Origin of the sequence: Vibrio sp. LQ2 (genome assembly GCF_023920125.1) — a bacterium.
Classification (GTDB): domain Bacteria; phylum Pseudomonadota; class Gammaproteobacteria; order Enterobacterales; family Vibrionaceae; genus Vibrio; species Vibrio fluvialis.
This window is the reverse complement of sequence record NZ_CP085308.1, coordinates 4,227,863-4,254,196: the sequence shown is the minus strand read 5'-3', so window position 1 is coordinate 4,254,196 and position 26,334 is coordinate 4,227,863. Positions and strand designations below refer to the sequence as shown.

General features: G+C 50.1%; 23 protein-coding genes, 9 tRNA genes, 1 rRNA gene and 1 riboswitch. Of the genes, 9 read left to right on the top strand and 24 right to left on the bottom strand.

Annotated elements, in window-relative coordinates; all coding sequences use genetic code 11:
• Window positions 1-14: 14 nt before the first annotated feature.
• Together choW and choV are read left to right on the top strand one after the other, a co-directional pair.
• Window positions 15-854: a choline ABC transporter permease subunit gene (choW, locus tag LGV68_RS19795; RefSeq protein ID WP_020433593.1), complete on the top strand. Its 840-nt coding sequence runs from the start codon at window positions 15-17 to the stop codon at window positions 852-854.
• Window positions 854-2,038, top strand: coding sequence for a choline ABC transporter ATP-binding protein (choV, locus tag LGV68_RS19790; RefSeq protein WP_165881513.1), 1,185 nt, complete (start codon window positions 854-856; stop codon window positions 2,036-2,038). The genes choW and choV overlap by 1 nt, the downstream gene beginning before the upstream one ends.
• 88 nt (window positions 2,039-2,126) lie before the next feature.
• Here the strand turns inward: choV and thiH are convergent, their stop codons facing one another.
• The 11 genes from thiH to rrf all read right to left on the bottom strand — a co-directional run bounded on the left by thiH (window position 2,127) and on the right by rrf (window position 10,870).
• Entirely contained in the window at window positions 2,127-3,239 is a 1,113-nt protein-coding gene (gene thiH / locus LGV68_RS19785; protein WP_055452950.1) for a 2-iminoacetate synthase ThiH, read from the bottom strand.
• 2 nt (window positions 3,240-3,241) lie between these two features.
• Complete coding sequence (locus tag LGV68_RS19780; protein ID WP_061057065.1) at window positions 3,242-4,006, bottom strand: thiazole synthase; 765 nt, start codon at window positions 4,004-4,006, stop codon at window positions 3,242-3,244.
• Window positions 4,007-4,011: 5 nt separating this feature from the next.
• Window positions 4,012-4,218, bottom strand: coding sequence for a sulfur carrier protein ThiS (gene thiS, locus LGV68_RS19775; RefSeq protein WP_020433607.1), 207 nt, complete (start codon window positions 4,216-4,218; stop codon window positions 4,012-4,014).
• Complete coding sequence (locus LGV68_RS19770; protein ID WP_252535940.1) at window positions 4,215-5,024, bottom strand: HesA/MoeB/ThiF family protein; 810 nt, start codon at window positions 5,022-5,024, stop codon at window positions 4,215-4,217. The genes thiS and LGV68_RS19770 overlap by 4 nt, the downstream gene beginning before the upstream one ends.
• Window positions 5,011-6,216, bottom strand: a complete 1,206-nt coding sequence (locus LGV68_RS19765; RefSeq protein ID WP_252535938.1) for a thiamine phosphate synthase — start codon at window positions 6,214-6,216, stop codon at window positions 5,011-5,013. Before LGV68_RS19765 ends, LGV68_RS19770 begins: the two co-directional genes overlap by 14 nt.
• 3 nt (window positions 6,217-6,219) lie before the next feature.
• Complete coding sequence (gene thiC / locus LGV68_RS19760; RefSeq protein WP_252535937.1) at window positions 6,220-8,169, bottom strand: phosphomethylpyrimidine synthase ThiC; 1,950 nt, start codon at window positions 8,167-8,169, stop codon at window positions 6,220-6,222.
• A 110-nt stretch (window positions 8,170-8,279) separates the two neighbouring features.
• Window positions 8,280-8,378, bottom strand: a riboswitch (TPP riboswitch).
• A gap of 51 nt (window positions 8,379-8,429) precedes the next feature.
• Window positions 8,430-8,813, bottom strand: coding sequence for a fluoride efflux transporter CrcB (gene crcB, locus LGV68_RS19755; RefSeq protein ID WP_171934032.1), 384 nt, complete (start codon window positions 8,811-8,813; stop codon window positions 8,430-8,432).
• 139 nt (window positions 8,814-8,952) lie between these two features.
• A complete protein-coding gene (locus tag LGV68_RS19750) occupies window positions 8,953-10,335 on the bottom strand; it encodes a multicopper oxidase family protein (RefSeq protein ID WP_222727049.1) in 1,383 nt (460 codons plus the stop codon).
• Window positions 10,336-10,509: 174 nt separating this feature from the next.
• A tRNA-Trp gene (locus LGV68_RS19745) sits at window positions 10,510-10,586 on the bottom strand.
• A 59-nt stretch (window positions 10,587-10,645) separates the two neighbouring features.
• Window positions 10,646-10,722: transfer RNA gene (locus LGV68_RS19740), tRNA-Asp, on the bottom strand.
• A 32-nt stretch (window positions 10,723-10,754) separates the two neighbouring features.
• Window positions 10,755-10,870: ribosomal RNA gene (gene rrf / locus LGV68_RS19735) — 5S ribosomal RNA — on the bottom strand.
• Window positions 10,871-10,963: 93 nt separating this feature from the next.
• Between rrf and LGV68_RS19730 the strand changes: the two genes are divergently transcribed.
• The 7 genes from LGV68_RS19730 to LGV68_RS19700 all read left to right on the top strand — a co-directional run bounded on the left by LGV68_RS19730 (window position 10,964) and on the right by LGV68_RS19700 (window position 11,851).
• Window positions 10,964-11,038, top strand: a tRNA-Gln gene (locus tag LGV68_RS19730).
• Between the two features lie 49 nt (window positions 11,039-11,087).
• Window positions 11,088-11,172: transfer RNA gene (locus LGV68_RS19725), tRNA-Leu, on the top strand.
• 36 nt (window positions 11,173-11,208) lie between these two features.
• Window positions 11,209-11,285 (top strand) — tRNA-Met (locus LGV68_RS19720).
• 50 nt (window positions 11,286-11,335) lie between these two features.
• Window positions 11,336-11,420, top strand: a tRNA-Leu gene (locus LGV68_RS19715).
• 124 nt (window positions 11,421-11,544) lie between these two features.
• Window positions 11,545-11,631: transfer RNA gene (locus LGV68_RS19710), tRNA-Leu, on the top strand.
• A gap of 15 nt (window positions 11,632-11,646) precedes the next feature.
• Window positions 11,647-11,721, top strand: a tRNA-Gln gene (locus LGV68_RS19705).
• A gap of 45 nt (window positions 11,722-11,766) precedes the next feature.
• Window positions 11,767-11,851: transfer RNA gene (locus tag LGV68_RS19700), tRNA-Leu, on the top strand.
• A 172-nt stretch (window positions 11,852-12,023) separates the two neighbouring features.
• Here LGV68_RS19700 and LGV68_RS19695 read toward each other — a convergent pair.
• From LGV68_RS19695 to flgB, 13 genes are all read right to left on the bottom strand, one after another.
• Complete coding sequence (locus LGV68_RS19695) at window positions 12,024-13,157, bottom strand: flagellin (protein WP_020331735.1); 1,134 nt, start codon at window positions 13,155-13,157, stop codon at window positions 12,024-12,026.
• Window positions 13,158-13,700: 543 nt separating this feature from the next.
• Window positions 13,701-14,840, bottom strand: a complete 1,140-nt coding sequence (locus LGV68_RS19690) for a flagellin (RefSeq protein ID WP_020331734.1) — start codon at window positions 14,838-14,840, stop codon at window positions 13,701-13,703.
• A 396-nt stretch (window positions 14,841-15,236) separates the two neighbouring features.
• Window positions 15,237-16,430, bottom strand: a complete 1,194-nt coding sequence (flgL, locus tag LGV68_RS19685; protein ID WP_020331733.1) for a flagellar hook-associated protein FlgL — start codon at window positions 16,428-16,430, stop codon at window positions 15,237-15,239.
• Window positions 16,431-16,443: 13 nt separating this feature from the next.
• Window positions 16,444-18,378, bottom strand: coding sequence for a flagellar hook-associated protein FlgK (flgK, locus tag LGV68_RS19680; RefSeq protein WP_047460188.1), 1,935 nt, complete (start codon window positions 18,376-18,378; stop codon window positions 16,444-16,446).
• A 168-nt stretch (window positions 18,379-18,546) separates the two neighbouring features.
• Window positions 18,547-19,491, bottom strand: a complete 945-nt coding sequence (flgJ, locus tag LGV68_RS19675; protein WP_252535932.1) for a flagellar assembly peptidoglycan hydrolase FlgJ — start codon at window positions 19,489-19,491, stop codon at window positions 18,547-18,549.
• Between the two features lie 10 nt (window positions 19,492-19,501).
• The gene (locus tag LGV68_RS19670; RefSeq protein WP_252535926.1) at window positions 19,502-20,587 is read right to left on the bottom strand and encodes a flagellar basal body P-ring protein FlgI; all 1,086 of its coding nucleotides are present in this window, start codon (window positions 20,585-20,587) and stop codon (window positions 19,502-19,504) included.
• Between the two features lie 91 nt (window positions 20,588-20,678).
• Window positions 20,679-21,461, bottom strand: coding sequence for a flagellar basal body L-ring protein FlgH (gene flgH / locus LGV68_RS19665; RefSeq protein ID WP_143683327.1), 783 nt, complete (start codon window positions 21,459-21,461; stop codon window positions 20,679-20,681).
• Between the two features lie 26 nt (window positions 21,462-21,487).
• Entirely contained in the window at window positions 21,488-22,276 is a 789-nt protein-coding gene (gene flgG, locus LGV68_RS19660; protein ID WP_020331727.1) for a flagellar basal-body rod protein FlgG, read from the bottom strand.
• A 17-nt stretch (window positions 22,277-22,293) separates the two neighbouring features.
• On the bottom strand, window positions 22,294-23,043 hold the full coding sequence (gene flgF / locus LGV68_RS19655) for a flagellar basal-body rod protein FlgF (protein ID WP_020331726.1): 750 nt from the start codon (window positions 23,041-23,043) through the stop codon (window positions 22,294-22,296).
• Window positions 23,044-23,230: 187 nt separating this feature from the next.
• Complete coding sequence (gene flgE / locus LGV68_RS19650) at window positions 23,231-24,535, bottom strand: flagellar hook protein FlgE (protein WP_020331725.1); 1,305 nt, start codon at window positions 24,533-24,535, stop codon at window positions 23,231-23,233.
• 28 nt (window positions 24,536-24,563) lie between these two features.
• Entirely contained in the window at window positions 24,564-25,271 is a 708-nt protein-coding gene (flgD, locus tag LGV68_RS19645; protein ID WP_020331724.1) for a flagellar hook assembly protein FlgD, read from the bottom strand.
• 17 nt (window positions 25,272-25,288) lie between these two features.
• A complete protein-coding gene (gene flgC, locus LGV68_RS19640) occupies window positions 25,289-25,705 on the bottom strand; it encodes a flagellar basal body rod protein FlgC (RefSeq protein WP_020331723.1) in 417 nt (138 codons plus the stop codon).
• 4 nt (window positions 25,706-25,709) lie between these two features.
• Window positions 25,710-26,105, bottom strand: a complete 396-nt coding sequence (flgB, locus tag LGV68_RS19635; RefSeq protein WP_020331722.1) for a flagellar basal body rod protein FlgB — start codon at window positions 26,103-26,105, stop codon at window positions 25,710-25,712.
• Window positions 26,106-26,334: the final 229 nt, after the last annotated feature.

Below are 26,334 nucleotides of genomic sequence, written 5' to 3'. Positions count from 1 at the left end.
GGACTTATCAAACTATGATTAGCGATCACAAAATTCCGTTAGGCAGTTGGATGGAAACCGGGGTCGACTGGCTGACTCTGCACGCGTCCGGCTTCTTCGACGCCATCTCATTTCTGCTCGAGAGCATCATCATGGTGCTGGTCGATGTCTTCAAATGGTTTCCTCCAGCAGTACCGATCATGGTCACCGCCGCTCTCGCCTGGTGGCTGCACCGCAGTCTGTCACTGGTCATTTTTATCATCGCGGCGCTGCTGCTGATTCTCAACCTGGGCTACTGGCAGGAAATGCTGGAAACTTTTGTTTTGGTGTTTGCCGCGACAACGATTTCCGTATTAATTGGCGTCCCTCTGGGCATCATGGCCGCGCACCGACCTTGGATGTACACCGTGATGCGTCCGATTCTCGATTTGATGCAAACGGTACCGACCTTCGTGTATCTGATTCCAACTCTGGTGCTATTCGGCCTTGGTATCGTACCGGGTCTGATCTCTACCATTATCTTTGCTATCGCCGCACCGATTCGCCTGACCTATCTCGGCGTGACTCGCGTGCCGGAAGAACTGATTGAAGCGGGTAAAGCGTTTGGTGCAAGCAATATGAAATTGCTGTTCAAAGTCGAATTGCCGGCCGCATTACCCAGCATCATGGCGGGCGTGACTCAGTGCATCATGTTGTCGTTATCGATGGTGGTCATTGCTGCTCTAGTCGGTGCCGATGGTTTAGGTAAACCGGTCATTCGCGCGCTCAACACCGTCAATATTTCACAGGGATTTGAGGCTGGGCTGGCGATTGTTCTGGTCGCGATCATTCTCGACCGTTTATGCAAAGCACCCAATAGCAAGGAGGTGTCGTAATGAACGCTATCAGTATTGAAAATCTGGATGTGGTGTTTGGTGCCAACACAGCACCCGCTCTCGACCTGCTGGACCAAGGCAAAAGTCGTCAGCAAATCATCGACGAAACAGGATTAGTCGTGGGTGTGGATAATGTCAGCTTGGATGTTCGACAAGGTGAAATCTGCGTGTTGATGGGCTTGTCAGGATCGGGAAAATCCAGCCTGCTGCGAGCTGTGAATGGCCTCAACCCGATTACGCGTGGCGCCCTGAAAATTCAGGATGGCGACAATTGTGTCGACCTTGCGCACTGCGATGAAGCAACCTTACGTCACCTGCGTACCGATAAAGTCTCGATGGTCTTTCAGAAGTTCGCGCTGATGCCGTGGCTGAATGTGCTGGATAACGTGGCATTTGGTCTGGAGATGCAAGGCATCGGTAAAAGCGAACGCCGCCAGCGCGCACGTGAAAAGCTGGCCATGGTCGGCTTGTCGGAATGGGAGAAGAAATTTCCCCATGAGTTATCCGGCGGTATGCAGCAGCGCGTCGGTCTGGCCCGCGCCTTTGCGATGGACAGCGACATTTTGTTGATGGATGAACCGTTTTCCGCCCTCGACCCGCTGATTCGCAGCCAACTGCAGGATGAATTGTTAAGCCTGCAACAACAGCTCAATAAGACCATCGTATTCGTCAGCCACGATCTGGATGAAGCGCTCAAGATTGGTTCACGCATTGCGATCATGGAATCAGGCAAACTGATTCAGTATGGCAAACCGGAAGAAATTGTTCTGACGCCAAAAACGCAATACGTACAGGACTTCGTTGCCCACACAAATCCGCTCAACGTTCTGAAAGGTCGCTCGCTGATGAACAGCTGTGACGACCTCATTCAGGACAACGGTCGCTGGCAAATCTGTCAGCAGTCGAATGTGTGGGTTGAACAGCGTGAGCAGCAATGGGTCGTGTCTGGTGATACACCATTGGAGCTGATTCAATGGCACGCCGAGATGCAGCATCAACAGCTGAGCCAACAATCTTTGGTCATGGCCAGTCCGGATATCGATATGCGTGATGCAATTGAAATTCGCTACCACACTGGCAACCCGATTCTGCTGATGGAGAACAATCGTCTGGTGGGTACCTTGAGCGACCACGACTTCTATCACGCGTTGCTTGGAAAGTATCATCAGGCTCAAGCGGCTTGAATCCAATGAAAATATTTCGCTGTGCTAGATAAAATAAAGGCGACCAAAAGGTCGCCTTTTTGTGTTTCACGTGAAACATTGTCACCGTTCAGCCAGAGTAAACGGTATGCCAGTCGTGCCAAACCGCTTCCAAACCCTTGGCTTTGATCGCCTGCTCAACTTGCCAGGCAGGACGCTCATCGCTGGTCGCAAACTGCTCCAGTTCGGCTTTCGGATCAGCATAACCACCCGGCTGAGTTTTCGATGCCGCCGACATACTGGTGATACCCAACATCGCGACGTTATCGCGAAACTGTGGCGTCTCACGGGTCGACAATGACAGCTCCACTTCCGAGTTCAACAGACGAAACGCGCAAATCAACTGCACCAGTTGTTTGTCACTCATGACGGACTTCGGCTGTAGTGCCCCTTCACAAGGCCGCAAACGCGGGAACGAAATCGAGTAACGTGATTGCCAGTAAGTCTTCTCCAAGTAGTGAAGATGCTCAGCAACGTAGACGCAATCGGTGCGCCAGTCCTCCAAACCGATCAGCGCTCCTAAGCCAATTTTATCGATCCCTGCTTTGGCCAATCTGTCTGGTGTGTCGAGACGAAAATCAAAATCCATCTTGTTGCCACGTAAATGATGCTGCGCATACGTCGATGGATGATACGTCTCCTGATACACCATTACCGCGTCGAGCCCCAGGGTTTTCAGCTCAGCGTACTCTTCCTGCTTCAGCGGTTGCACTTCCATCGCCAGATAATGGAAAGACTGCTTGATCACAGGTAGCATCTGACGAAAGTAGTTCATACCAACTTTGGTTTCATGCTCACCGGTAACGAGCAGCACACTGTCGAACTTCATCTGTTTGATCGCCGCAATCTCCTGCTCAACTTCCGCTTGTGTCAAGGTTTTACGTTTGATGCGGTTCTCCATGGAAAAACCGCAATACGTGCAGGCGTTGGCACACAGGTTAGACAGATAGAGCGGAATGTAAAACGACATGGTGTTGCCAAAGCGGCGACGAGTCGCCTGATAAGACAGTTGCGCCATTTGTTCCAGATACGCTTCACCAGCCGGAGAAATCAGAGCCTTGAAGTCCTCCACGTCGCGTTTGCTTTTCGCCAGTGCTCGCTCAACGTCAGCCGCGGTTTTGCCGTACACCGACAACTTAATGTCATCCCAATCAAGTTGGTTGAATCGTTGTACAAAGCTCATCGTTAACCATCCAGAAATGCAGTGAACGGACTCGATGCGGCAGCGTGTTGGTGTTGCGCCGCCAGGCCAGATTCATAAGCCAGTCGCCCCGCTTCCACTGCGAGCTTGAAGGCACGCGCCATAGCAATTGGGTCGCGCGCAGTAGCGATAGCGGTATTCACCAGCACGGCGTCAGCACCCATCTCCATCGCCAGCGCCGCATCCGAAGGTGCGCCAATGCCGGCATCGACAATCACTGGCACGTTCGCCTGATCGATGATGATTTCCAGAAAGGTCTTTGAACTCAGCCCCTGATTGGTACCAATCGGAGCACCGAGCGGCATGACCGCCGCGCAGCCCACCTCTTCAAGTCTCTTACACAGTACCGGATCGGCATGGCAATACGGCAGCACGGTAAAGCCATCTTTCACCAACTGCTCAGCTGCTTTCAACGTTTCGATCGGGTCAGGCATCAGGTATTTCGGGTCTGGGTGGATTTCCAGTTTGAGCCACGACGTCCCCAACGCTTCACGAGCTAAGTGCGCAGCAAAAACCGCATCGCGCGCTGTTTTCGCCCCCGAGGTATTCGGCAATAAATGAATCCCCGCTTCAATCAACGGAGCCAAAATATCATCATCACGTTCGGCTAAATCGACGCGCTTAAGCGCCATCGTGACCAGCTCAGATTCACAATGACGAATAGCGTCGGCCATCAGATGACGATTGGCAAATTTGCCCGTCCCGGTTAAAAGGCGGGAACGAAAAGTTTTATCAGCTATGGTTAACATGGCGTTCAGCCTCCTGCGATCGCCTGAAAAAGAGAAATGTGGTCACCGTCGTTGAGCACCGTTTGGTGCCATAAGCCACGAGGAATAACCTGATCGTTAATCGCAAATACGCAGCCTTGCACGGGTAGTTCAAGCTGAGTTTGCACATTCGCCAAGGTGCTACCGGCTTGCGCGGAGTGCGGCTGCGTGTTGATGTGAATCGTAATGGTCATAACACGTCCTCATTGATTGGGGATGCCAGGTTCGTGGTTTGATGATGATCGGATTGAGACGCGCTGCAAAGCGAGCAATTGGGGTCATTCAGCAAGCGCCACTTTTGCCACTGCATGGTAAAGCCATCAAAACGCATCACCTGATGAGATTGGAAGTTGTTGAGTTGCAGCAGCCATTGCATCGCCATCAGCGCCTGAAGGTTGCCGATGGAACCCACCACAGGCCCCATCACACCTAGATCGGTGCAACGCCCTGAGGTTGGCGTTACATCATCCGGCACCAAGCAGCGATAGCAGCCTAGAGGCTGATGGGCAAAATCAAACGCCACCAACTGACCTTCCCAGCCAATCGCCGAACCCGAGATCAGTGGCTTGCGCGCAGAAAAACAGGCGGCGTTGATCGCATGACGCGTTTCCAGATTGTCACAGCAATCCAGCACGATATCAGCTTGACTGACTTCCAAGCTGAGTACATTACTGTCCATTCTGCGCTGCACGGTTCTGACCCGGCATTCAGGATTGATGACCGCCAGCGTTTGTGCCAAGGCAACGACTTTCGGTTGCTTGAGCTGAGTTACACGATACGCCAATTGGCGATGCAAATTGGACAGCTCAACGCAATCGTCATCGGCAATCACCAGATGGCTGACACCGGCTGCCGCCAAATATTGCGCCGCGGCCGTGCCTAAACCGCCACAACCGACGACCAAGACTCGGCCATTGAGTAGCTTTTGTTGACCACGCTCGCCAATCTCAGTCAATGAAATCTGGCGCTGATACCGTACAAATTGATCATCCGACAACATTACTGCGCTCCTTAGCCGACGCCAGCGACGGCGCTAAGATGTGCTGCAACGTGTCGACAGCCTCGGCCACGTTCTTTGCCTCAGTGATGGCTCTCACCACTGCAATGCTGCTTACTCCGCACGCCAGAACTTGCTCGGCATTGAGTGCATCAATCCCACCTATCGCCACACTGGGCACACCAACTGCGTCGCCATAAGGCATCGAATCAAGCAGTCGCTGATACAACGCCAAGCGCACCAGTCCCTGCGGTTTAGAAGGCATCTGTTTGGTGGTAGTCGGGAAAATATGACCTAAGGCAATATAGCTCGGCGCCAATTGGTGAATGCGCAGCAATTCAAAGTAACCGTGGGTGGATAAACCCAGTCGAAGGTTATTCTCCAATAGCACATTCAAATCGACCGTCTGCAGATCTTCCTGCCCCAGATGCACGCCGTAAGCACCATGTTTTGCCGCCAGTTGCCAATAATCATTAATGAACACCTGCGCCCCGAACTCGCGGCCAAGACGAATGGCTTCAATCACCTGCTGTTCCAAGTCGGTTTGATACGGGTCTTTGATGCGCAGTTGAATGGTGGTGATACCCAGCGGTAATAGCTGCGCGATCCAGCGGACGTCATCCACCACCGGGTAAACACCCAGTGATTCCGGTGTCAGGGTTGGAAAAGCGGAAAGGTCGGATTGGGTTTGTGGTTGAGGAAAGTGTCGGTAGTCGCATGGCCATGTTTCACGTGAAACATTCATGGCTGCTCGACTCAACACCAAAGCATCTTCGATAGGGAAATCAAGACTCAAGCACGCCAGCACCCATGCTAAATGACGCCAACAGTCGGCAGGTTCCAGCGCGTTAACCTGAAGCAGGTGACGGACTTCGTCTGAATGTTGCCAACGATCAATAACACGGCCTTGGTGCGGCTCTTCGCCAATAAAAATCCAACCATAATGCACGAGCGAGGCAGACAAATCTTTGGCCGCAGCACCATAGTGCAGCACCCAATCCGCATCAGGTTGAACGTGAGTAAACCAATTACAGGACAAACTGAGAGTCGTGTCGCCAACAAGTTGCAAATAAGGAGTTGAGCTCACGCCCAACTCGATATGTCCAATCGCAAAGCCCTGTTGTTCGGCGAGCAATAGCACCCGCTGCACTTCTCCCGTCAGTTCAATACACTGAGATGGGATAAGTAATTTCACGATTTATTCCTCAGTCACTGTCTCTACAGACGCAACCGCTGGGTGATAAAGTTCAGATCCAGAAGCTAAGAACTCCTGAGACTTCTGACGCATGCCTTCGAGCGGATCGTCGAGCATCTTGACCTGAATGGCTTGTTCGCCGGTCACCATGTCGGTGTTGGCGTACGTGCGGCGTACTTCCTGCGAGATTTTCATCGAACAGAATTTCGGACCACACATCGAACAGAAATGCGCGACCTTGCCTGACTCCTGCGGCAACGTTTCATCGTGGAACGCGCGCGCTGTCACCGGATCCAGCGACAGGTTGAACTGGTCTTCCCAACGGAATTCAAAGCGCGCTTTAGACAACGCGTTGTCGCGAATCTGCGCGCCAGGATGCCCTTTGGCCAAGTCAGCCGCATGGGCAGCGAGCTTGTAGGTGATAAGACCGGTTTTTACATCTTCCTTATTCGGTAACCCTAAGTGCTCTTTAGGTGTCACGTAGCACAGCATGGCACAACCAAACCAACCGATCATCGCGGCACCAATGCCGGAAGTGATGTGGTCATAACCCGGAGCGACATCGGTAGTTAATGGGCCTAAAGTGTAGAATGGTGCTTCATGGCAATGTTCCAGCTGCTCATCCATGTTGGCCTTGATCATGTGCATTGGCACGTGCCCAGGGCCTTCAATCATCACCTGCACATCGTATTCCCACGCCACTTTAGTCAGTTCGCCCAATGTTCTCAATTCGGCAAACTGCGCTTCATCGTTAGCATCAGCAATCGAACCCGGACGCAGGCCATCGCCCAGCGACAGTGCCACGTCATACTTCGCACAAATCTCGCAGATTTCACGGAAGTGAGTGTAAAGGAAGTTTTCCTGATGATGAGCCAGACACCATTTAGCGATGATAGAACCGCCGCGTGAAACAATACCAGTGACTCGTTTAGCAGTCATCGGCACGTAGCGCAACAGCAGGCCGGCGTGAATGGTGAAGTAATCCACACCCTGCTCTGCCTGTTCCAACAACGTATCGCGCATCACTTCCCAGGTCAGGTTCTCGGCAATGCCATTCACTTTTTCCAATGCTTGATACATAGGTACCGTACCAATCGGCACGGGGCTATTGCGCAGAATCCATTCACGCGTTTCGTGGATATTACGTCCGGTCGACAGATCCATTACGGTATCGCCGCCCCAACGGGTTGCCCAAACCAGTTTTTCAACTTCCTCTTCAATTGACGAACTCACTGAAGAGTTACCGATGTTCGCATTCACCTTCACTAAGAAGTTACGGCCAATAATCATCGGCTCTGATTCTGGGTGGTTGATATTGCATGGAATGATTGCACGACCTTCAGCGACTTCCTGACGAACAAATTCAGGGGTAATGTCTTTTGGCAGGTTGGCACCAAAGTTTTGTCCCGGATGCTGACGGTTCAACTGTTCGTCTTGGTAACGACGACGCCCCATGTTTTCGCGCAGCGCAATGTATTCCATTTCTGGAGTGATCATTCCCTGACGCGCGTAGTGAAGCTGAGTCACGCGGCGGCCCGCCTTAGCACGGCGAATGATTGGCAGGTTACCGTAACGCAGTTCATCCAGTGTATGGTCAGCCAGACGCTCACGTGCGTACTCCGAGCTCATTCCCGCGAGAACTTCGGTATCCTCGCGCTCCATAACCCACTGTTCACGCAGCTTAGGTAGGCCCTGATAGAGGTCGATAGTGTAATCAGGATCAGTGTACACACCAGAAGTGTCATACACGCACACTGGTTCATTCGCTTCGTAAACGGGCGCTTCCTTTGTGCCGCCAATCAGGCTATCGGCGAGAGAAATTTCGCGCATTGGCACGCGGATATCATCGCGCGAACCAGTCAGGTAGGTTTTCTTTGAATTTGGGTACGGTTGTACCGAGAGGGTTTCAATAAACTGTTTGGCTTCCAGTCTCGCTTGTTTGCGATTCGACATAGCATTTTCCTTTATTAGGATTTTAGGGATAAATGCTTGGCGGAAAGATGCGACAAGAGGTGATCAGACAGATCTTGGAACTGAAGATACGACGATCCACAGATCGCCAGAGATTGTCTTCTCTTGTTCCCTTCGCAGGTTCTAACCTGATCAGGTTCAACGGATCCCGAATAAACGGTCTCAGCCTTATGGCACTCCGACAAGTGAAGTCATTATAGAGAAGTCATTTCGCTAAACAAGCAGAAAAGTAGAGTTTTTAATCAGCCTCGAATCAACCATTGATACGCAACCCAGGCAGCAGAAATACTCAACAGTACATTGAGCAGTACGTTAAACCCCATCTTAAAGAATGCACCTTGCTGCATAAGAAGTACATTATCCATCGAGAACGTTGAAAACGTCGTTAACGCACCAAGGAACCCCAGACCGACAATCTGACGCCAAGGATAAGGAGCTAACCATTCATTCTCAAAGGCTGCGATTAAGAGTCCCATGATAAAAGAACCGACGATGTTAACGGTCAACGTACCGTATGGAAAACTGCGCCCAAATAGCGTCACACACCATTCAGAGACCAAATAGCGTGAGCAAGCACCAATTGCTCCACCGATTGCAATCAAACCTAAAATTGCCAACTGCCCCATGTACCCTCCCAATTTGTTGCAATCATTGTAATGGCTCACCGTCTAAAAATGAGCCACAACGAGTAAAAAAATAGTTTTCAATAACAGCAATTAGCCTGCCAAAGTGAGGATAAATACAAACGTTACAGGAGTCACTTATTCAAGCAACTTCGATAAAGCCCATCAAGCCCGTTTTCATATGCTCGATAACATGACAGTGATACATCCATCGACCTGGGTTGTCAGCGACAAACGCCGCTTTGGCACTGCCATTTTTACCCAGCAATACGGTATCGGTATGGAATGGCTTTTCCAGCGTTTTTCCATCAAGTTCAAGCACGGTAAAAGTGTGGCCATGCAGATGGATAGGATGGTGATACTGAGTGACATTACGCAGATTGAAAATATAGGTTTTCCCCAACTCCAGCTTTGCCAATGGCTCTGGAATATGGCCAGCACTCATACCTTCCCAGGCCCGTTTATTGACCAGCCAAAAATTCGGCACAGCATGGCCACTCTTATCCGCAGGAGTCACGGCTCCTTCCCATTCAAACACAAAGTCGATTTCCTGCGCCTGATAGAGCTTCACGGGTGCAATAGGATTTAACGGCAGCGATGGGATAGATTTATCACTCGCGAGCCAGGACTCCTCACTGAGGAATTCACACAGAGGAAAGGCAAACTTACCCTTCATTTGACGCACATAAACCTTATCGCCAGCTTTTGGCGCGATAAAGGCGATATCCAAACGCATTCCCGGGCCTATCTTATGCTGTGTTAGCTGATATGGTGTTTCGATCGGATTGCCATCAATAGCAATCACCCAAGCCTCAACACCTTCAACAGCGATCGGATAGGTAATAGTGTTATCCACGTTGGCGATGCGAGCTCTCACCGTCGCATTCTGTTTAATTGTGTACTGCGGATTGTGTCTACCATTGACCGTACCCCACTCGCCTGGCGTGCCCATACGCGCACTGTAACGAGGGATCATTAAATCCTTCCATTGGCCTTTTTTATCAAGATGCCAATGTTTAAGCATCAGCGCATGCTCTTCATCAAATACAACAGGTTCAGCTTCTTCAACGATGATCAGACCAACCAAGCCCATTCCAAGCTGTTTGACACTGTTCATGTGCGGATGATACCAAAAGGTCCCGGCATCCGGTGGTGTAAACTCGTAAGTAAAGCTCTCACCGGGCATGATAGGAGGTTGACTAAGGAAAGGAACCCCATCCATCGCGATAGGAATACGCAGGCCATGCCAGTGTATCGTGGTCGGCTCATCCAGCTTATTGGTGAAGTGAATCGTCACCTTCTGCCCCTGACGGCAGCGTATCGTAGGAGCCGGAATAGAACCGTTGAAGCCCAGAACTGATGTAGAGTAACCCGGAACCAGCGATGCTTGTGCCGGCTCAGCCGTCAACTGATAAACATATTCGTCCTCTTTCGATGTCAGTTTAAGCAATGAACACGCAGGTAAAGCAGCGCTAACACCCAACGCAGAACCCAATTTTAAGAAATGACGGCGAGAAAGATCCATAATCAGTCCTGATAACAATATTTTCTGGATTGGTAATAAAACTGATTCGCAACAAAATGTAAATGATGCGTTGTTGAAATAGAGAAGAAAAACCAAGTAAACCGGATTTTCCGCCTCATTCAGAGATTGATAAGCAATAAAAAAGGCTCCAGCAATCGCTGGAGCCTTTAATAATGGCAGGGGTGGAGAGATTCGAACTCCCAACACGCGGATTTGGAATCCGCTGCTCTGCCAATTGGAGCTACACCCCTAAATTTTGGTCTTCTAGATTGAAGAAAACCCCAGCATTGCTGCTGAGGTCTTAAATAAGTGGCGGAGCGGACGGGACTCGAACCCGCGACCCCCGGCGTGACAGGCCGGTATTCTAACCAACTGAACTACCGCTCCGCACTGGTTAGACTCAAGAGTCTAAATTTAAAGCCTGGCGATGTTCTACTCTCACATGGGGAAACCCCACACTACCATCGACGCTGTTTCGTTTCACTTCTGAGTTCGGAATGGAATCAGGTGGGTCCAAAACGCTATGGTCGCCAAGCAAATTCTTAAAATTCGGAAAGCTGTTTTCGTTCTCACAACAAGGACGTGAGGGTTCAAGTCCCTCCCTCCGCACCAAATTCAGTATATTTGTAGGTCTATCGCCAAGCGGTAAGGCAGCGGCTTTTGATGCCGCCATTCCCTGGTTCGAATCCAGGTAGACCTGCCATTACAACGATGATTCGATATACCAAGTCGGGTTATCTAAAAAATATGATGCGGAAGTGGCGAAATTGGTAGACGCACCAGATTTAGGTTCTGGCGCCGCAAGGTGTGAGAGTTCAAGTCTCTCCTTCCGCACCATCTATTCCCTAGTTGATTAAACTGAAGAATAGAAATGGCTACGTAGCTCAGCTGGTTAGAGCACATCACTCATAATGATGGGGTCACAGGTTCGAATCCCGTCGTAGCCACCATTTCCTAAGTACTTTTCTCATGGCAACATGAAAGAGTTTTTAGGAAAAATGCGGAAGTGGCGAAATTGGTAGACGCACCAGATTTAGGTTCTGGCGCCGCAAGGTGTAAGAGTTCAAGTCTCTTCTTCCGCACCATATTGATGATAAGCTGAAAATTTTTCAGCGTTATCAAAAAGCTGTATGACAATCCAAAAAGTTCTGGTTATAATCCAGCAAGGCTTGTCACTATAGATAGCTTAAAAGAGTTATTACTGAATTTGCGGTGGTGGCGGAATTGGTAGACGCGCTAGCTTCAGGTGCTAGTGTCCGTTAGGACGTGAGGGTTCAAGTCCCTCCCTCCGCACCAAATTCAGTATCTTGTAGGTCTATCGCCAAGCGGTAAGGCAGCGGCTTTTGATGCCGCCATTCCCTGGTTCGAATCCAGGTAGACCTGCCATTACAACGATGATTCGATATACCAAGTCGGATTATCTACAAAAATGCGGAAGTGGCGAAATTGGTAGACGCACCAGATTTAGGTTCTGGCGCCGCAAGGTGTAAGAGTTCAAGTCTCTTCTTCCGCACCATACAGACAAACCCAGCTTCGGCTGGGTTTTGTTTTATCTGCCCTTTTGTTTCTCACGCTAATCGTATTCTCATTCCCTCGACTTAATCTGCAAAACAAACAGTTACGATCAGACGCATAAAAAAATCCAGCCGAAGCTGGATTTTTACACTTAACGTTGTATTTGTGTTGTATTAACCAAGCAGAGCCAATGCCGCCTGAGGCGCTTGTTTCGCTTGTGCCAATACTGAACTGGATGCCTGCCCCAGGATCTGAGACTTAGTCAATGCCGTCGTTTCTTTGGCAAAGTCGGTGTCTTTGATACGGCTCTTAGATGCATTCACGTTTTCGTTGATGTTGTCTAAGTTGTTGATCGCATGATTAAAGCGGTTCTGGAATGCCCCCAGTTCCGCACGGTGGCTATCCACAAACTTGAGCGCAGCGTCGACCACAGCAACCGATTGTTGCGCACCGCCCACACTGGTCACATCAATAGTATCCACCGTGATGCCCTTGCCTTCCTGCATCCCTAGCTCACCCGCCAGGCTACCGCCAAACGAAGCATTGCCATCTACCTTGTTGTTGTCGGTGAATAGTTGCAGCTTACCGTCTTCATCAACAGAAGCCTTCACCATGTCAGTCTGACCATTGATGTAAGTGGCCAGCTCTTCGATGTCATCCCCTGCTTTCGCATTGATTTCAATCGTTTTCTCACCGCCAAACTTATCATTCAACGTAATCGTCAGGTCATTGGCACCAGACTGCACACTCCAGTCTTTGTCTTTTGCATTTTCCGCTTTGTAGCTGGTACCGCCCATCATGCGGTTATCGCTGCGCATGTTGTTCAGGCTCAGCATAACCGCTTCACCGTTATCCGCACCGATCTGGAAGGATTTGGTTGCAAACGTGCCGTTCAGCAGCTTATTACCACCAAATGAGGTCGTTTCCGCGATGCGGTTCAGTTCATCATTCAGTGCAGTGACTTCTTCCTGAATCGCAACACGTTCAGATTTTGAGTTTGAACCGTTAGACGATTGCAGAGAAAGGTCACGCATACGCTGCAGAATATTGGTGGTTTCGTTCATCGCACCTTCAGCTGTCTGGGCGATGGAGATACCATCATTTGCGTTGCGTACAGCGACATCCAAACCACGACTTTGAACATTCAGCCGGTTAGAAATCTGCAGGCCTGCTGCATCATCTTTTGCGCTGTTGATTCGATAACCCGAAGATAGGCGTTCCATCGACGATTGTTGCGCGCTGGTAGCACTGTTCAGGTAACGTTGGGCTGTCATTGCTGACACGTTAGTATTTACATTAACCGCCATAATGGTGTCTCCTATTTGATTTTCAGACGTAGCGGAACTTCACGAACGGCTTCCGACGTCTCGGAAAACCAAGTAGTTCTCTCAAAGTTATCTCTATTAACGACTTAGCGAGAAATTCCTTTAGAGAAAAAATGGTTTTTTATCAAAAAATAGCCAATAGCAATGAAAACTGAGAGTGGAGCCCCAAAACCCTATAAAAGGCGGAAAAAGTACTAAAGAATTAGCGCAGCCTGTCGGTGCAGCAAAGTGCATATAAAAATGTAAGCAGGCGACACGGGTTCAGCGGAGAAATAGGATATGCGGGTAAATAGCAGACAAAAGAAAAGCCCCTTTCCTTTGAGAGAACCGGGGCTAGGGTAGTAGCCATCGCCAATGTGGAGATCACGAGAAATGAACACAAGTGGCTGACCATATGAGTATGACCATCAGATATCAAAAAGCAGGGTTAGTTTGAGAGAGCTTTTTAACAACCAATCATCATACTTTGCCAAGGCAGCTTCATTACACACTCACGTCTGAGCTTATTAATGAAGCACCCCAGGACTACTGCAATAGTGAAATTGCAGAGTTTGGCAACTGTTTCGCTTGGGCAAGAATCGAGGTACCTGCCTGTTGCAGAATTTGTGCTTTGGTAAGCTGAGTGGTTTCTTTCGCAAAGTCAGTATCTTTGATACGGCTCTTCGATGATTCCACGTTTTCCTGGATGTTCGCCAGGTTACTGATACTGTGGCTCAGACGGTTTTGCTTCGCGCCCAGATCCGCACGCTGTGAGTCCACGTATTTCAATGCTGCATCAATGATGCCCACTGCGTTTTGTGAACCACCGACGGTTGTAACGTCGATATCCTGAACGGTGGTGTATTTACCGTTGTCGGTACTCAGACCCAGCTGAGATGCCAGACCACCCGAGATGCTCAGGTCTTCCGCCATTTGTGGCTGTGCAACGAAAATCTGCAGTTTGCCATCCTGATCGACAGACGCCTTAAAAATGTCCGTCTGACCATTGATGTAGGTTGCCAGCTCTTCGATGTCATCACCCGCTTTCGCGTTGATGTTCAGCGACACGGGTTCACCGTCTTTACCAGTGAATTCAAATTTCAGGTCGCGCGCATTATCCGGCACACCCCAGTTTTTATCTTTGCCCTGTTCAGACAGGTAAGACATACCACCCATGCGGTTATCATCCGCGCGAATGCTGGTCAGGCCCATAATGATTGCTTCACCAGAACTCGCACCGATCTGGAATGAGGCTTCGCCAAACGAACCGTTAAGCAATTTACGACCACCAAACGACGTGGTTTCTGCGATACGGTTCAGTTCATCTTGCAGTGCCGTCACCTCTTCATTCAGCGCTTTACGCTCTGACGTTGAGTTAGTGCCGTTCGCTGACTGCAGCGACAAGTCACGCATACGTTGCAGAATGCTGGTCGATTCGTTCATCGCCCCTTCGGCAGTCTGCGCAATCGAAATACCATCGTTGGCGTTACGCATTGCGACATCAAGACCGCGAGATTGCGCTGTCAGACGGTTAGAGATCTGAAGGCCAGCCGCATCATCTTTCGCACTGTTAATGCGGTTACCTGAAGACAGGCGTTCCATCGAGGTGTTCAGCTCGTTAGATGCCTTATTCAGATAACGCTGAGCGGTCATTGCCGACACGTTGGTATTTACGTTAATGGTCATAGTTTGCTCTCCTATCGAGTTCGCAAGCTTTTTGCGAAGCGGTCAGCTTTACTCTCTCTTGGAAGCACTGACCGTGAATAACTTGCTAAACACGCCACCTGGCGTATTTAAAACTGGTTGTATCAACTCTGATATTATCAATTCAATTAATGTGCCAACTTTCAAAAAATAATCACACAAAGCTTTAAGCCAATAATTATCAATAAGTTATATTGCTCATTTTTTCTCTTGAACATCATAATCAACAGAGAAAATATCAGCGGCAATCGGCATTTGCCGCGTTTTTGCCGCTCAGCCTGTCAGATAAAGCGGTTAAAATGCCGCCTCAATCAGGCTAATTTCCATTCAACAACAACTCCCTTCGCACATATGGCATGGCACATAAGGCGTTGAAGGTTAGATGTAGTTAAACAGAGTTAAATCTTTGGTTTTACCAAACGCTTGCTGGGATGCCTGCAGTGCGCGCGAGTTCTCGTTGAACTCAATCACTGCTTCGGCGTAGTCCAGATCTTCAAACTGGCTTTTCGATTTGGCCAGACTGATTTTGAAATCTTCGTGCTGTTCTTCCTGAATATCGAGCGTACTCAGACGAGCACCGATATCCGTGCGCCCTTTGTTCATGTGAATAAAGGCGGTATGGAACTCTTCTGTCATTTGTTGCAACTTGGCCGTTGCCGAGGCATCCGAGACGGAAGCCTTAGAAAACTTAATCGCATCTTTGAAGGTATCGAACACACTGAACGACTTACGCGGCGTTAAGGAAATCGTATCGCCTGCAGTCAACTGTCCTTTAACGTGGATGGTCAAGTCTTCATATTGAATGCCGGTTTTCGGATTGAATTCATCTGCGGCCACCACTTTGCCGTTGCGTTCCAGCTGATAGCCGTACTTACCATTGGTCATATCGACAAAGGTGACTTTGTATTTGCCGTCATCATCAGGATTGCTGTTGTTGGCTTTCTCCAGCAGCAGCTCAGAGCCTTCCTGCAATTGATAGTCCGGCGCATAATCCCCAAACGGGTTTTCAATTTCCATAAACAGCTTGCTGCCCGGCGTGTTGAACGGGATCTCAAGGCTATTGGAAATTTTCATCTTGCGCTGGTAATCATCGCCGCCATACGAAACGTTGCCGGCATTGTCGCGAAAGAACGGCTGTGTGGTTGGCTTGGTACCGGCAAAAATATAGTTGCCAGACTCATCCTGCACGTTAGCCAGGTTGAGAAAGTTGTTGGCGATCTCTTCCAGTTCACGCGCACGGGCGCCGCGGTCCTCCGGTGACAACGAGCCATTGATCATTTCCATCACGTTACGTTTTGCCTTGTCGGTAAAATCTTCCGCGTTAGAGACGATCACCTCCTGATGTTCCAGACGGTTACGCACCAGTACAATCGCGTCCATATACTGACGCAGTTGCTCTTCCTGCTGAGAAACATTCTGAATGTAGTGCGTCGCCAGCGGGTTATCCGCCGCTGACAGCAGTTTCTTACCTGACGCCAGTTGCGCCTGGTTGTGATGAATTTTCGATTCCTGACGGCGCAGATCATTCTGCACGGCCTGATAGTTGTGGAAGCTGGAAATACGATTAAACATTTATCTGCCTCCCCTATTTCAGTGCCAAAATGGTGTTGAAGGTGTCGTTTGCCGCCTGGATAATGCGTGACGACGCCATATAAGCTTGTTGAAACTTCATCATGTTGGCCGCTTCTTCGTCGAGGTTGACCCCGGAAACTGAAGCAATGCGTGATTCTGCCGACTCTTTTTCCAGACGCGCGACATCTGATAAGCGAGAAGCGGTGGAGAGTTTCAAACCGAAATCAGTATTCAGGTTGTGGTAAAGATCGATGATGGTCGACTTCTTGCCATCGACATTCTTATCGCTCTGGACGTTGATCATCTTGCGCAGGTTGCCGTTGTCACCGTCGGATGGGACAAGGTTTGCCGTGAACTTGTCATCGGCAATTGCACCACGTGACAGCGAGAAAATGGTCTCTTTACCGTCACTGTTCTGCTTAGGAATGGTCAGCGTCAGCTCTTCCTGATTATCTTCAAACGTGTAAGGCTGAGTGACCAATACCTTGCCCGTTTTATCCTGCACACGAACCTGCATTTCGCCCGTCGGGTTGCCGTCGCTGTCTTTAACCTGCACCACGTAGGCCTCAAACTCTTTCACATCGCCCGCCTGGTCGATGTTGAATTTGGCCGAGCCTTGAGCAAACGCAGTGGACGCCTCATAACTCTGAGCGGCAATTTTTGACGCATCGTCGATAGCCATACGCATGGTTGCCGCTCCGTTGCGGGTCGGACGAATAATCACGCGTTCACCGGTCTTCGGTTCATTGTTGATTTGAATTCGCATGCCATCGATATCGATATGACCACGCTCAACAGCGACTTTACTCTGCTCGCCATTCGGCATCGTCATTATGTAGTCGTCGCCGTTGTAGGTCAGTGAATACTCGCCACCTTTTAACTGGCTGATATCTTGGATATAAACCGCCAAATCCGCTTCGGAATTACTCGAGGTCACCACACGTGAACGCGCGACCACCTCAGAGTTCACATCGGTAAAAATATCTGAGCCAATGTCACCGCGCAGATCGAGGCCCTGATGCTGCAACTTGTTCACTTCGAAGGAAAATGATGTGGCCAGACGACCGATTTCATCCAGCAGACCGGGAATGTGTTTGTCACGCATATCCATCAGTGCGCCGATTTTGCCGCCGATGTCGCGAGCGGTAATCGGTTTGATACCCTTCCCCTCCACCATCGCCAAGCGGCGCTGATGAATGTCCGGATAACCATCAATCATTTTCAGTTGGCTGGCTTCGGTGCCAGAGACCAGCGTGTGGCCGTTACCAATGTGTACGTTAAAGCCTTCCGCATTTTTACGCGGAGTCACGGTCACTTTGGTGTATTGAGACAGCTCGGCCACCAGCTTTTCGTGCTGGTCCATCAAGTCGTTGTGTGGGCCTGGAGTGCGCATCATCAAACGCTGCAAGTCACGAATTTCCACCGCCAATTGGTTGATGCGTTCAATGCCCACATCGAGACCTTTGTTAGTCACATCAAACTGGCGACGCACCGTCTCGTGGAAATCGTTCATGTTCTGACTGATCAGCCCGGCTTTTTCTAACACTACTTTGCGCGCGCCCACATCATTCGGCGAATCCGCAAGTGTTTTCACCGAGTCGAACCATTCATTGAGGTTTTCAGGGATTTTTTTCGAGGCCACCGACGACAGTAGCTTGGACAGCATATCGAGGTTTTCCTCGTCGTCGCGCTTAAACGAATGGTCGGTGGTGGCAAGGTTCAGCTCTTTAACGGCAAACTGATCCCAAGAGCGGCGAACATTTTCCACATGCACGCCCATACCGTAGGTTTCCCCACCGTACTGGCGAGGCATATTGGTCCCTTGGATCACAGACTGACGGCTGTAACCCTCTGTATTAACATTAGAAATGTTATGACCAGTGGTGTTGAGTTGTCTCTGAGCCGTAAGTACGCTTTGCGCACCAACATTCAGAAGATCAGACGCCATAATGCCCCCAAAAACCTAGAAAACCACCGGTAGAAACCGGCACCTAGACCCAATGAAGCAATATGTATGCCAAGCAAATATTGGGGCTCTAAGGTAAGGAAAAATAAGGAAGTTATCTGAAGAGAGAAGAAAGTCATCAGCCGGCAAGATAACCGGCTGAGGCAGTGATTATAACTCGTCCATCTGTTCGATTTGCGCTTTCACGCGCAGCACCTTGTCGGCGTACTGCGGATCGGTCGCATAACCCGCCTGATGAATGCCGCGAATGAAATCTTCATCGCTGCCACCATGGCGCAGGGCCGTGGTGTAACGCGGATTATTGGCCAGGAAACGTACATAGTCGTTAAAGCTGTCCTGATAATTGGAATAAGAACGGAATGCGGCTTTTTCCATCACCGGAGTCTGACCCTGATATTCCAGTGTTTGAGTGGCCACTTTGGCACCGTGCCAGCTGCGGTCGGCCTTGATGTTAAACAGGTTGTTGCTGCTACCACGGGCGTTTTTCACCACTTTCTGGCCCCAGCCTGTTTCCAGTGCCGCCTGAGCCAGCAGCAGCGTGGAATCGACACCCAGCGCTTTTGCCGCTTTATCAGCGAACGGCTTCAAGGACGCCACGAAAGACTGCGGCGAATCAAAAGAACCTGTCGCTGCAGGTGTATTCTCTTCGCCAGCCGTAACACTTGCCGCCTCCGTTGCCGGGTCGCTTGCCGGTTGATTTGCCGCCAGATCACGGGAATGTTCCACACGGCGCATCGCTTCCTGGAAATTGTCTTCGCCCGCCGTGTTGGATTTCTCCGCCGTCGACAATTGCGCCACAATCATATCCGCTAGCCCCAGTGAACCTGACGCGCTGAGTTGGCTGGTCATCTGCTCGTCCAGCATCTGACGGTAAAAATCTTCATTTTGGCTGTTGAACATGTCGGACTTGAAGCTGGAGTTCGCATCACGCATCGACTTCAGCATCATGGTCGTAAAAATCGCTTCGAACTGACGCGCCGCGGCTGTCAGCGCTTCTTTTTCCGATTTTTCATCACCGGTAACGGCCTGCTTACGCAGCGTATCTAAGCTGGCAATATCGTGAATGAAGCCAATGTCGTTAGGATTGTTAACCATGCTGCGCTCCTTAAATGATGATCAGTTGGCCTTCAATGGCACCCGCTTGCTTCAACGCTTGCAGAATCGCCATCAAATCAGAAGGAGCGGCGCCCACTTCATTCACCGCACGAACCAGATCATCCAGTGTCACGCCTGGTTCCAGTTTGAACATCTTGCCCTTTTTCTCGGTCACTTCGATGGTGGAATCCGGCACGATCGCCGTCTGACCGCCAGAAAACGCATTTGGCTGGCTGACATTCAGATTCTCTTTGATCGCCACCGTCATGCCGCCATGAGTCACGGCCGCTGGCTTCAGGCGTACGTGTTGTCCAACGACAATCGTGCCGGTACGCGAATTAACGATGATTTTGGCTGAACCTTCCGCTGGGTCAAACTCCAGGTTTTCAATCGCTGACAGGAATGCCACACGCTGCCCCACATCACGCGGCGCACGTACACGAACAGACGTCGCATCAACCGCCGAAGCCATGTGCGGCCCCAGGAATCCATTGACCGCGTCAGCCATGCGCTGCGCAGTGGTGAAATCCGATTCCAGCAGGTTGAAGGTAATGAAGTCGCCACGACCAAACGGTGTTGGCACCTCACGTTCAACAATCGCACCGGCAGAGATCATGCCAACGGTTGGGTTATTGCCGACAATTTTTGAACCGTCTGCGCCGCTCGCGCTGAAGCCGCTCACCACCAGATTCCCCTGAGCCACCGCGTACACCTGGCCATCCAAGCCTTTCAGGAAAGTTTGCATCAGCGTACCACCACGCAGGCTCTTAGCAGAACCGATCGACGACACGGTGACGTCCACCGTCTGACCTTGTTTAGAAAAGGCAGGTAAGTCTGCGGTCACGATAACCGCGGCAACGTTTTTCGTTTTTGGTTTGGTGCCCTGCGGCAATTGGATGCCGAAACTTTGCAGCATGGCGTTAAAGCTTTGATCGGTAAAAGGTGTTGACTCACCTGTACCCGGCAAACCAGTGACCAAACCATAGCCCACAAGTTGGTTACTGCGCACACCTGCTACTTGAGCAACATCTTTGATGCGCGCAGCCTGAGCGGAGGCGGCGACCAGCATCATCAATAACAAAGTGAGTCTTTTCATTGTGGATTACCTGTCTCGTGTAAAAAACAATGGGGCCAAATCAGGCCCCATCGATACTTATGCTGTCAAAACTTCGACCATCGGGTGCGATTTACAAAGAGACATTAAAAAATCGTGCCAAGAATCCAGGTTCTTGCATATCTTGGTTGGTTCCGGTGCCAGAATACTGAATTCGGGCATTGGAAATGCGGTTCGACGCAATGGTGTTATCGAAGTCGATATCATCCGGGCGAATCGTGCCGCTCAGGCGAATGTACTCGTCACCAGTGTTCAGACTCAGCCATTTTTCCCCGCGAATCACAAGGTTACCGTTGGCTAAAATCTCGATCACTTCAACGGTGATGGAACCCGACAAGCTGTTACTCTGGTTGGCCTGTGCACTGCCTGAGAACTTGTTGTCATTTTTCAGCGCGTAGGAAAAATTGTATTCACCGACGTTGAGTTCTTTGCCGCCGACACTGAGCGGATCCATTGACGCGTCATTTTTCTTTTTCAGATCCGCATCGGCACTTTTGGCCGCTTTGGTACTTTCATTCAACGTCACGGTTATGATGTCGCCAATGCCACGGGGTTTGGAATCATCATACAGGCTGTTAGCACGCGATAAGTTGAACAACGAACCGGTTTCTGCCGCGTAGTGCTCAGGCTTTTCTTTAGGATGAATCGGTGCCCAGGCGGGATCACCGGCAACCGGATCCGTACGGTTACGCAGGGTATCAACTAAGCCGGTAGTGTTGCTGTCTGCCGATTTATCCCCTTCCACTGCATCGACAACGGTTGTGCCTTGGGCAACATCGGCCGTCTCAATCGGCTCTTGTAGCAAACTACATCCCGACAGGAGTGAAATAAGAGTTAAGCTGAGTATACGTTTCATCGCGGCATTCTCTTGCTAATTAGTACTTAGAGCTGTTGGTTTACGTAGCTCATCATTTTGTCGACGGCCGAGATCACTTTTGAGTTCATCTCGTACACGCGCTGTGCTTCAATCATGTTGACTAACTCTTCGGTCACGTTCACGTTGGAGCTTTCCAGCATTGACTGACGAACGTTGCCCAGACCATCAATACCCGGAACCCCTTCCTGAGGGTCACCACTGGCACCCGTTGGCAAGTAAAGGTTCTGACCAATCGGTTCCAGACCGCCCGGGTTAATGAAATCAACGGTGGTGATCTGCCCCAGAACCTGGTTGTCCTGCTGGCCACGCACACGTACCGACACTTCACCGTCGTTACCCACAGTGATCGAGATGGCGTCATCCGGGATCACAATTTCCGGTTGCAGCGGGTAACCCGAACCTGAGGTGACAATCACGCCTTCATCGTTCAGCGTGAACTGACCGTTGCGGCTATAGCCAATGTTGCCGTCTGGCATCAGGATCTGGAAGAATCCGTCCCCTTCAATCATCATGTCCAGACTGTTGGTCGTGGTTTGAGCATTGCCGTTGGTGTGGACTTTTTGCGTTGCCACCACTTTCGAACCCGCGCCCAGCATCAGACCGCTCGGCAGTTCTGTGTTCTGTGACGACTGACCGCCAGGCTGGTTAATATTCTGATAGAACAAATCTTCAAACACCGCGCGGCTTTTCTTAAAGCCGACGGTGGAGGCGTTAGCCAGGTTGTTCGAGATCGTCGCAATGTTGGTTTGCTGCGCGTCTAGGCCTGTTTTACTTACCCATAGTGCCGGTTGCATCGTTATCTCCTAGTCGGTTAGCTCATACGAAGCAGAGAGTCGGACGACTTGTCCATGTCTTCTGCGGTGCTCATCATTTTGACTTGCATTTCAAACTGACGTTGCAGGTCAATCAGGCTGGTCATTTCGCCAACGGCGTTGACGTTACTGCCTTCTACTGCACCGGTCAGAATCTTCACGCTGGCATCTGCATCGTATGCTGCGTTCGGGTCTTTTGCTCGGAAAAGGCCATTCACATCTTTAAACAACGATTGATTATCCGGACGAACCAGCTTGATGCGATCGACGATTTCCATAGCATCTGCCGGAGCGCCTTGCGGGCGAACAGAAATAGTACCGTCGTTGCCGATTTCCACTTTAGCCAGCGGCACTGGCAACGTGATTGGCGCACCGGTTTCACCCAACACCGGATGACCATTGCCGTTCAACAGCAGGCCATTGGCATCAATATTCAAATTGCCGTTGCGGGTCAGCCCTTCTTTGCCGGTTTTATCCATCACGGCAATCCAGCCATCACCCTGAACGGTAATGTCTAAATCACGGCCCGTCGTGATCACACTGCCTTGCTGGAAATTGTGCCCAGGACGCTCGGTCATACTGAACACACGGCTTGGCAGGCCATCACCGTACGCTTGCATTGAGCGTGCTTGTTCCAAATCGGCACGAAAACCTGTTGTGCTGACGTTGGCCAAGTTGTTTGCTCTCAACTGCATCGCTTGCATGTTTTGTTTTGCGCCACTCATGGCAAGAAACAATGCACGGTCCATAATTTGCTCCAGAAATCGTTGGTTAAGAGCAATAAAGCAATTGGCGTGCCAAATTTAAAATGTGTTTTTAATCAAGGAGTTTTGATAATTTTGAAGTGAGAAAGTGAGGATTTGCCGCGGCAAGGTGGCAAGCTGGCAATCCTATCAGACCGACGTTGCCGCCGGTCTGACAGACCAGATGATGAGATTATCGAATCTGTAGGATGTTTTGTTGCAGTTGGTTGTGAACTTCAAGCGCACGAGAGTTCGCCTGGAAGTTACGCTGCGCAGAGATAAGATCCACCAGCTCTTGAGTCATATCGATGTTTGACTGTTCCAGCGTACCATTGTTAATGGTACCGAAAGACCCTTTGTTTGATTCACCCCAGATCTTGTCACCCGAGAACTGCGTTGAATCCCACTGAGTACCGCCTTTCTTATCCAGACCTTGTTCGTTCGGTACACGCACCAGTGCCACACGGCCCAGAGTAATGTTTTCACCGTTCGAGTAAGTGCCGAGAACGCTGCCGTTTTCGTCAAAGTCAATCTTCGTCAGGAAGCCTGTCGTTGCACCGTCTTCATCAAACTTCGTCAGTTCAAATGGCGCAGCAAACTGAGTTGCCGCATCCAGACCGAATGACAGAACCTGATTCACATCCGCACCGTTCAGGTTGACTGGATTTGCACCACCGCCCAGAGGCTCAGACACGATTGGCTGACCGTTGTTCAGGCTTGCCAATGTACCGTCATTATTGAACTTCATAGTGTGACCCACTTGACCCGATGCAGTAGTCGCGTCACCACCGGTAATATTGAGTGGTTTCTCGCCTTCTTTATCAGTCACTGTGTAGTAGGTTTGCCATGTGTTTGGCTGAGTCTGATCTTTCAGGTAGTACGTGGTCAGTTTGTAAGCCTGCCCCATCGAGTCATAAATGGTCGATGACGTTGAGCGGTTGTACGTATCCGGATCCGTGTAATCAAACAGCGTTGGATCTTTCAGATCACCGTTAGCCGGAAGGTTCACACCGACTTCAATGTTTGAGGTCTGTTTCGGCTTACCAAACTCCGCAGGAATGTTCATGGGTGCCGGCTCGTAAGAAAGCACATCACCAGTATCCGGGTTGACCTGATAGCCCAGCAGGTATTCGTCGTTTGACGTCACCATGTAGTTGTTCTTGTCGAGGTGGAAAGCACCGTTACGAGTCAACTCATTTTGTTGTGGCACCAAACGATCTTTAGCGACGGCGAAAAAGCCGGTACCCGAAATGCGCAGGTCCATTGGGTTGTTAGTATAAATACTGGAACCCTCGTGGAATTGTTGCGCCACTTTATTCGCCTGAACACCGCCACCTGGAGTGGTTTTAGCGTTAGTAAACAAAGAGTTCGAGTACACATCACCAAATTCAGCACGCGACTCTTTAAAGCCAAAAGTGTTGGCGTTCGCAATGTTGTTACTGGTTGTATTCAGATCTAACTGAGCTGCGGACAAACCGCTAAGAGATACATATGACATTCCAAATTCTCCTATCTAGCTAGCATGATTATGCTTTGCCAACTTCTAGTACTTCAGCAAGTCGAACTGGCGATTCAAAACCAGCCAGATTGAGCAGTACGTTACCATCACCTTTACCCAGAAGAACGCTGTTGACGTTTGCGTAGGTCGAAACCTCAAAGTCTTTGCTTTCTCCATCCAGCAAACCCGAAGCTTTCACTTTGTATTTGCCACCCGGCAATGGATTACCGTTTTGATCTTTGCCGTCCCATTCGACACGGCTATCTCCGCTTGGTTTGGCGCCAACGTCAAACGTTCGCACCAATTGGCCTGCTTCGTTCTCAATGCGGACAAACAAGTTGTCGACCGATTGAGGAAGCTTCACCATCGCCGCCATGCCGGCGTCATCCTTTTTCACCCCTGCAGAACCTGGTACCAGCACATCACGACCTACCAGTGATGAAGCCTGCAGAGCTTGATTCGACGTCATTGACGAGTTGAGGTTCTCGAACTGAGAATTCATCTTGCCAATGCCATCCACCGTCGCAAATGAGGCCATTTGCGCGATCATCTGGTCATTGCTAACCGGCTTAAAGGGATCTTGCTGAGCGAGTTGCTTCGTGAGCAACGACAGGAAATCTTCTTGTTTGAGATCCTGCTTACCCGTTGTCTCGGTTGGCTTATTCTTCTCTTGAAGAGCCTTCAGCTGGTCAACATAGGACAAGCCGCTTTGACCAACGTTATTAATTCCGGCCATTCGCTACCTCCTTATCCTTATTGACCCATCTGCAGCGTACGCAGCAGCATTTGTTTACTCGCATCCGCAACCTGGACATTAGTCTGGTATGAACGAGATGCCGAGATCATATTGGCCATTTCTTCCATCACGTTAACGTTAGGCTTGTAGATATACCCTTCGTCGTTCGCAAGTGGGTGGTCAGGGTTAAACTCCGCACTCAGCGGTTTATCGCTTTCTACGATACCCAATACTTTCACTGGCACATTCGGGTCGCGGTTAAAACGTGCCTTACTTAACTCAGCGCCGAACACGGCATGGCGAGCTTTGTAAGTGTCCTTAGCAGAGCTACTTACGCTGTCCGCGTTAGCCAGGTTGCTCGAGGTGGTATTTAGACGAACAGATTCAGCACTCATTGCAGAACCAGTCACATTGAACACATTAAATAAGCTCATCTAATTATTCCCCTTTAATCGCTTTCGTTAAGTTCTTGAATTTACTTCCTAAGAAGTCGAGTGACGCTTGGTGACGCAGTTGGTTTTGCATAAACAAGTTACGCTCCAGATCCACGTCAACCGTATTGCCGTCACCAGTATCAGGTTGAGTAGGAACGCGGTAAAGCATTTCCCCTGTCACCGTCGTTGAGGCAGGAATGTGCCGACCGTCCGTGCGGCTAAGACTGATGCTTGCCCCTGAACTTGCCGCCTGCAATGCCTTTTGAAAGTCCATTCCTTTCGCTTTGAACCCTGGCGTATTCGCTTGCGCAATGTTGGTCGCAATGACTTCTGCATTACGTTCGCGAACACCCACCGTGTACTGGTGTATGCCGAGTGCGTTGTCAAAAGAAATAGCCATGTTTGCCTCTTCGATAAGAACTGACCGTTACTAATGATTTAAAAGCAATTAGCGTACCAACTTTTCATCAATACCCCATTCGCGCTTAAACCACCCTTAGCTTGCAAAGAGCAAGCCGACTTGCCTGAGTTTGGAATGTCTCACTTCAGGTATAGCGTATCGAAGCAGGCAAAGAAAGGGATGAAGAGGTCGGTCTCACCAGTCTTGAACAAAGCAGAACATAAAAATG

Bases quoted from the DNA above. Each gene is read 5' to 3' on its own strand.
- flgK (WP_047460188.1), bottom strand. From the start codon at position 18,378: ATGGCGTCTGATCTTCTGAATGTTGGTGCGCAAAGCGTACTTACGGCT.
- LGV68_RS19670 (WP_252535926.1), bottom strand. From the start codon at position 20,587: ATGAAAAGACTCACTTTGTTATTGATGATGCTGGTCGCCGCCTCCGCT.
- LGV68_RS19695 (WP_020331735.1), bottom strand. From the start codon at position 13,157: ATGGCGGTTAATGTAAATACTAACGTGTCAGCAATGACAGCCCAACGT.
- choW (WP_020433593.1), top strand. From the start codon at position 15: ATGATTAGCGATCACAAAATTCCGTTAGGCAGTTGGATGGAAACCGGG.
- flgF (WP_020331726.1), bottom strand. From the start codon at position 23,043: ATGGACCGTGCATTGTTTCTTGCCATGAGTGGCGCAAAACAAAACATG.
- choV (WP_165881513.1), top strand. From the start codon at position 854: ATGAACGCTATCAGTATTGAAAATCTGGATGTGGTGTTTGGTGCCAAC.
- flgD (WP_020331724.1), bottom strand. From the start codon at position 25,271: ATGGCCGGAATTAATAACGTTGGTCAAAGCGGCTTGTCCTATGTTGAC.
- LGV68_RS19750 (WP_222727049.1), bottom strand. From the start codon at position 10,335: ATGGATCTTTCTCGCCGTCATTTCTTAAAATTGGGTTCTGCGTTGGGT.
- flgH (WP_143683327.1), bottom strand. From the start codon at position 21,461: ATGAAACGTATACTCAGCTTAACTCTTATTTCACTCCTGTCGGGATGT.
- thiH (WP_055452950.1), bottom strand. From the start codon at position 3,239: ATGAGCTTTGTACAACGATTCAACCAACTTGATTGGGATGACATTAAG.
- LGV68_RS19780 (WP_061057065.1), bottom strand. From the start codon at position 4,006: ATGTTAACCATAGCTGATAAAACTTTTCGTTCCCGCCTTTTAACCGGG.
- LGV68_RS19690 (WP_020331734.1), bottom strand. From the start codon at position 14,840: ATGACCATTAACGTAAATACCAACGTGTCGGCAATGACCGCTCAGCGT.
- flgJ (WP_252535932.1), bottom strand. From the start codon at position 19,491: ATGGTTAACAATCCTAACGACATTGGCTTCATTCACGATATTGCCAGC.
- LGV68_RS19770 (WP_252535940.1), bottom strand. From the start codon at position 5,024: ATGTTGTCGGATGATCAATTTGTACGGTATCAGCGCCAGATTTCATTG.
- thiS (WP_020433607.1), bottom strand. From the start codon at position 4,218: ATGACCATTACGATTCACATCAACACGCAGCCGCACTCCGCGCAAGCC.
- flgL (WP_020331733.1), bottom strand. From the start codon at position 16,430: ATGTTTAATCGTATTTCCAGCTTCCACAACTATCAGGCCGTGCAGAAT.
- flgB (WP_020331722.1), bottom strand. From the start codon at position 26,105: ATGGCTATTTCTTTTGACAACGCACTCGGCATACACCAGTACACGGTG.
- flgG (WP_020331727.1), bottom strand. From the start codon at position 22,276: ATGCAACCGGCACTATGGGTAAGTAAAACAGGCCTAGACGCGCAGCAA.
- crcB (WP_171934032.1), bottom strand. From the start codon at position 8,813: ATGGGGCAGTTGGCAATTTTAGGTTTGATTGCAATCGGTGGAGCAATT.
- flgC (WP_020331723.1), bottom strand. From the start codon at position 25,705: ATGAGCTTATTTAATGTGTTCAATGTGACTGGTTCTGCAATGAGTGCT.
- thiC (WP_252535937.1), bottom strand. From the start codon at position 8,169: ATGTCGAATCGCAAACAAGCGAGACTGGAAGCCAAACAGTTTATTGAA.
- flgE (WP_020331725.1), bottom strand. From the start codon at position 24,535: ATGTCATATGTATCTCTTAGCGGTTTGTCCGCAGCTCAGTTAGATCTG.